Raw genomic sequence first — 5,994 nt, 5'->3', positions numbered from 1 at the left:
AGTGAATAATAATATTTAATAGATACAGCTGTATCTAAAGCTATATCATTAAATCCATATAAATTATTTATTATATCTGCTCTATTTAACAATTCTGTTGTACGCTCAACTTCAAATTTTCCTATAAATTCGACATTTTTAATTTCTCTTTCAGCTGTATATTTTTCTAAAACTTCTGATCCAACTCCAAAATATTGAATAATAAATCTACTATCATTAGCTAGCTCATTAATTAATTTTATGTCATTTTCATAAAACCTAACATTACCAATAAAACATAATTTTAATGGTTTAGAAAGAATTACAAAATCATTTTTGACTTCTGCATTCTTTAATACTTCTTTATTTACACTATGCATTCTTACATAATTGTATTCTGGTAAAAAACTTTTGAAACCATTTGAAGATATTGTTGTAAAAGCACTAGATTTTAACATGATTTTCAATATATTTTTTTTCACTTTATTATTTAAATTTGCATAATCTCTAATATTAATTAGATATTTTTTCTTGAAGTTTAATAATAATATATCAAAAAATAATAACGCAGTTTCAGTCCCCCATGTAATCACTAAATCATATTTATTTTTTAGCAATATCTTTTTAGCAAACTTTCTAAAACTAAAATATTTAAATACTTTTTTTTCTTTAGTCCAATCTTTTTCTATTTTCAGCTCATATTTGTATATATCTTTTGCATTAGTTTTTTCATTTTCCAAATATTTATCAATGTAGATGATATCATACTCTATGTTATGTTTTTTAAAATAGTCTTGATATACTGCTGCACCTGTCATATGTTTAATATTAACAATGCTTAATATACAAATTTTCATGTTTTATTTCCTTTCATTATATTAATTTAGACTACCTGCTTCATCTATCTTAGTATTATTTTTTTTTGCCTCAAAAATTTTTGCGTCTACAAGTACTCTATACCAATAAGCTTGAAAAAAAGCATAATAATATCCTTCTTTACCATCTAAAAAACCTAGTTTTATAATATATCTATAAATAAAGTAAATTAAACTTCTAGTACCTTGAGGCATTTTATAATATAATTTGTACTTTAAAAATCTGCGGATTTTTGCAGAAAAATCTAAATTATTATAATCTATTTTCTCATTTTCAAAATCTAAATAATCTTTTGCTGCTCTTGTTGCATACCAATTATGTTTTGAAATCCAATAAGTTAAATCTCTATAATCTTTATGCTCCGAAATAGACTTCATTTCAATAGCCTTTCCATTTAGTAACACTATTTGTTCATCCATTGATCTAGTTTCCATAAAAGCATGTCCAGTTTTAAATATACACAATTTTTTGAATGGATAGGTACCTCCATGCTTTAATTTTCGCCCTAAAAAATTTACTTCAAGTTTAAAAATAATTCCATTTATATCAGTATCTCTATTTTCAAAACACAATTTTTCTATTTCGGATGACGATTCTTTAGTTAATCTTTCATCTGCATCAAATCTGAACACCCATTGTGTTTTTATATTAGTGTTATCTAATGCATACTGAAATTGATTACCATAATTTACAAATTCATTTTGATAAACTTCAGCACCTAACGATTTTGCAATTTCTACTGTTAAATCTGAACTAAAGCTATCGATTACTATGATACGTTTTGATACGTTTTGCACAGATTGTATGCAATTCTTTATATTCATTTCTTCATTTTTTGTTAAAATAATAGTAGTCAAATTTGCCATATATAAATCCATCCTAACTATCCCATATTCTTACTATTTTTTCCACACACTTCTATTAATGTAATCTGTATAAGAAACTATAATACGTAATATTTTATCAGACACATTAGGCATACTGTAATCTTGTACATTTCTTAGTACTACTTTCTTCTGAGATTCTAGTATAAATAAACCTTGCATCACTCTTTCTTTTTGTAATCCTACCATCATAACAGCAGCTTCTTCCATTGCTTCTGGTCTTTCATGCGTTTGCCGAATATTTAAAGCTTTAAATCCAAGTATAGAAGCTTCTTCACTTATTGTTCCGCTATCACTCAAAACAGCTTTAGCAGTTAATTGAAGCTTATTATAGTCATTAAACCCAAGAGGTTTCATTAAATGAATATTTTTATTAAAAATAATATTCTTCTCTTTTATCATTTTTTTTGTTCTTGGATGAGTGCTCACTATCACTGGATAATTATATTTTTCTGCCACCGCATTTAAAGAACTCACTAAATCTATAAAATTTTCTTTTGATCCAATATTCTCTTCACGATGCGCTGAAACAACAAAATACTCATTTTCTTTTAAATTCAATTTTTCTAAAATATCCGAATTTAGAATATCTTTTTTTCTAGAATTTAATACTTCAAACATTGGACTACCAGTTTTTATAATTTGATCGGCCGGTAATCCTTCAGCTAAAAGGTATTCTCTTGCAATATCGCTATATGTTAAATTTATATCTGATATATGATCTACAATTTTTCTATTAGTTTCTTCTGGAACCCGTTGATCAAAACATCTATTTCCAGCTTCCATATGGAAAATGGGAATCTGTCTTTTTTTTGCAGCTATAGCACATAGACAACTATTGGTATCACCCAGTACTAAGAAAGCGTCAGGTTGTACCTCGTCCATAATAGGATCAACTTTAACTAAAATATTTCCAATTGTTTCTACAGCAGTTCCTGTCGCAGCATTCAAAAAATAATCTGGTTTTCTTAAGTGAAAGTCTTCAAAGAAAACTTCATTTAATTCATAATCATAATTTTGTCCCGTGTGAATCAAAATATGTTCAATAGCTTCTGATTCTTCTAACTTATTAATAACTGCAGATAAACGAATAATTTCCGGTCTTGTTCCTACTACAGTCATCACTTTTAATTTTTTCATACTAAACCTCCACGTAATAAGTATCAGGGTTATCTTGATCGAATAATTCATTTGCCCACATTACAGTGACTAAATCTGTTTTTCCGATATTTACAATTGAATGTGTGTAACCCGTTGGTATATCAACTACTTCTAATTTTTCTCCTGTAACATTGTATTCAATGATCTCAGTGGAATCAATATTTCTAAAACGAATTTGGCCCTTGCCGCTAACTACTAAAAATTTTTCGTTTTTAGTATGATGCCAATGGTTACCTTTTGTAATTCCAGGTTTTGATACATTAATTGAAACTTGCCCTCTATTTGGCGTTTTCAGAAACTCTGTAAAAAAACCTCGTTGATCAACATTCATTTTTAAATCATAAGAGAATTCATTTTTAGGTAAAAAGCTCAAATAAGTACTATATAGCTTCTTAGTTAATTCATTTCCCATATTAGGAATCATTAAATCATTTCTGCTTTCTTTAAAACTTTTAATCGTTTCAGCAAGAGTGCCTAATGTGATAGGATATTCTTTAGATATTTTGTAAATTTTTTCTTCATAAACTATCTGATTTTTTAAAATAGCGGTAAACTCTTTTATTACATCATCAATATAACATAACATTAATTGAGCATTTGGATCATTGACTTGTATCTCTATATTTCTAGCAATATTATAACAATAAGTCGCTACTACGGTATTGTAATTCGGTTTACTCCATTTTCCAAAAATGTTTGCAAGACGATATATGTAAACTTTTGCACCAGTTTCTTTTCCATACTCATATAATAATTCTTCACTAAGATGCTTACTTTTTCCATAGGGATTATTTCGTTCTGCTTGAATTGATGAAGTAATTAAAATAGATGCCTTATTATTATTTTTCTTTAGACAATTAAGCAATTTAGAAGTGAAATTAGCATTTTCCATAAACTCTTCTTCTTTGTCCGGCCTGTTTACTCCAGCGAGATGAAATACAAAGTCACATTCTTTAGTATATCTATCTAATAAATTCCATTCCGTCTCTCTATTAAATTGGAGTATATCTTTATACCCTAAATTATTTAATTCAGCAACTAAATTTTTTCCAATAAAACCTTTAGCTCCGGTTACTAGTATCTTCACTATAGATCCCCCACTTAACTAGTTCAGCTTGAATATAATCTAACTTTAATAATTTTTCTACAAGTTCATCTACTGTAAGCTGATGAGTATTATCAGAATTATACTCATCAATATGTACAGCTTCCTTATTTCCTTCTTCAAAGAATTTACCATAATTCAGATCACGTTTGTCTGAAGGAACGCGGTAAAATCCACCCATATCAATAGCTTGGGCTGCTTCTTCTTTTGTCAACAAAGATTCATACATTTTTTCACCATGTCTAATCCCAATAACTTCGACAGGCACATTTGTTTTAAAAATCTTTTGCAAAGCTTCTACTAAAGTATTGATTGTACTTGCTGGCGCTTTTTGCACCATAATATCCCCTTGAAACGCATTTTTAAAAGCAAATATGACTAAATCAACAGCTTCTTCTAAACTCATCATAAAACGTGTCATGCTACCTTCAGTAACAGTAAGTGGATTCCCTGTCTTTAATTGTTCAATAAATAATGGAATAACGCTACCACGTGAAGCCATAACATTTCCGTATCTTGTTCCACAAATTAATGTTTGTTCAGGATCAACATTCCGTGATTTAGCTACAAATACTTTTTCCATCATTGCTTTTGACGTACCCATTGCATTAATAGGATATGCTGCTTTATCGGTAGACAAACAGATCACTTTTTTTACACCAGCTTCAATAGCTGCATTAAGTACATTATCGGTGCCAATAACATTTGTTTTTACAGCTTCCATGGGGAAAAACTCACATGAAGGAACTTGTTTTAAAGCTGCAGAATGAAAGACATAGTCTACATTGTACATAGCATTTCGCACACTATTAATATCGCGAACATCACCAATAAAATATTTGATTTTCGGGTTATTATATTTTTTCCGCATATCATCTTGTTTTTTTTCATCTCTTGAAAAAATACGAATTTCTTTAATATCACTATCAAGAAAACCTTTTAAAACAGCATTACCAAAAGATCCCGTTCCTCCTGTAATCAATAAAGTTTTTCCATTAAACATTATTTATCCCCCAGTATGTAGTTCATCATTTTTATATATTTAGAAGTCCCTTTTTCTGTTGTATATTTATCTTCAAATAACTTCCTTGCATTTTTACCTACTTGTATTATTTTATCTTTATCATTTTTAAGAGATTCTATGGCAGTAACCAATCCTAAAGTATCACCTACTTCAATTCCATAACCTGCCTCATTATTAACTAAATCTTGTGATATATCTGTATCCTTACTCATAATAGCGATAATAGGCTTTCCAGCCATCATGTAGCTATACGTTTTACTGGGAACAGCTAAACCAGTTACCCCATCTTCTAATGAAACTATAAATATATCGCTAATATTAAGTGCATCTTGAAAATCTTCACCATGAAGAAAATCATAAATAAAAACATTCTCCAGAACCTCTTTTTCCGCAATGTCTTTCAGTTCTGAAACTTTACTTCCATGTCCTGCGAATAGAAAAGCAATATTTTCATTATTTTTAAAGACCTTAATGGCCTCAACTAAAGTGTTTAAATCTTGAGCAATCCCCATGTTTCCGAAGTACGATACTATAAGTTTTTCTTTTGGAGATACGCATTTGAACAATTTATTAGTATAAGATTTGTCGATATCTCCCATTGATTTATCTTCAAACCAGTTAGGTATCACAGTTATTTGATTCTCTTTTAATTGGTTTCTATTATTTAAAAGGAAGTTTTTCATATCATAAGAGAGAGCTACTACTCTACTAACATTCTTATATAAAAATACATTCATAACTTTCATCGTCTTGCTTATTATGCTTTTTTCATTAAGAGCGTTTGTCTGTATTGCAATTTCTGGATATATATCATAACTAACAAAAACAACCTTTGTACCGTATAATTTACTTGCTATTGCTGCTACATAAGGTAGAATTGGAGGATTAGAATATACAATAATTGTCTTATAATTTTTTAGTTTTACGAATTTAAACATTACCGATAATGTAAATGAAAAATAATT

Annotated in this window: 6 protein-coding genes; all 6 read right to left on the bottom strand. The window is 28.7% G+C overall.

Features of this window, described 5'->3' with window-relative positions:
* Nucleotides 1–836, bottom strand: an 836-nt coding sequence (locus RT405_RS06780) for a hypothetical protein (protein ID WP_313468635.1), incomplete at its 3' end; no start/stop codon positions are given.
* Nucleotides 837–857: 21 nt separating this feature from the next.
* The gene (locus tag RT405_RS06775; RefSeq protein WP_313468633.1) at nucleotides 858–1,721 is read right to left on the bottom strand and encodes a glycosyltransferase family 2 protein; all 864 of its coding nucleotides are present in this window, start codon (nucleotides 1,719–1,721) and stop codon (nucleotides 858–860) included.
* Between the two features lie 33 nt (nucleotides 1,722–1,754).
* Nucleotides 1,755–2,879 carry a non-hydrolyzing UDP-N-acetylglucosamine 2-epimerase gene (gene wecB / locus RT405_RS06770; protein ID WP_313468632.1) on the bottom strand — a complete coding sequence of 375 codons (1,125 nt, stop codon included), beginning with the start codon at nucleotides 2,877–2,879 and terminating at the stop codon, nucleotides 1,755–1,757.
* Between the two features lies 1 nt (nucleotide 2,880).
* On the bottom strand, nucleotides 2,881–3,987 hold the full coding sequence (locus RT405_RS06765; protein WP_313468630.1) for an NAD-dependent epimerase/dehydratase family protein: 1,107 nt from the start codon (nucleotides 3,985–3,987) through the stop codon (nucleotides 2,881–2,883).
* Nucleotides 3,962–5,008 carry a polysaccharide biosynthesis protein gene (locus tag RT405_RS06760; RefSeq protein ID WP_313468628.1) on the bottom strand — a complete coding sequence of 349 codons (1,047 nt, stop codon included), beginning with the start codon at nucleotides 5,006–5,008 and terminating at the stop codon, nucleotides 3,962–3,964. Before RT405_RS06760 ends, RT405_RS06765 begins: the two co-directional genes overlap by 26 nt.
* The coding region (locus tag RT405_RS06755) for a glycosyltransferase family 4 protein (protein ID WP_313468626.1) at nucleotides 5,008–5,994 on the bottom strand (987 nt) is incomplete at its 5' end. The genes RT405_RS06760 and RT405_RS06755, both read right to left, overlap by 1 nt.

It is taken from the genome of Carnobacterium sp., assembly GCF_032094055.1.
Taxonomy (GTDB): Bacteria; Bacillota; Bacilli; order Lactobacillales; family Carnobacteriaceae; genus Carnobacterium_A.
This window is presented reverse-complemented; position numbering and strand designations above follow the sequence as displayed.

What these genes read in the sequence shown, in the direction of transcription:
- RT405_RS06775 (WP_313468633.1), bottom strand. Translation starts at nt 1,721, where the DNA reads ATGGCAAATTTGACTACTATTATTTTAACAAAAAATGAAGAAATGAAT.
- wecB (WP_313468632.1), bottom strand. Translation starts at nt 2,879, where the DNA reads ATGAAAAAATTAAAAGTGATGACTGTAGTAGGAACAAGACCGGAAATT.
- RT405_RS06760 (WP_313468628.1), bottom strand. Translation starts at nt 5,008, where the DNA reads ATGTTTAATGGAAAAACTTTATTGATTACAGGAGGAACGGGATCTTTT.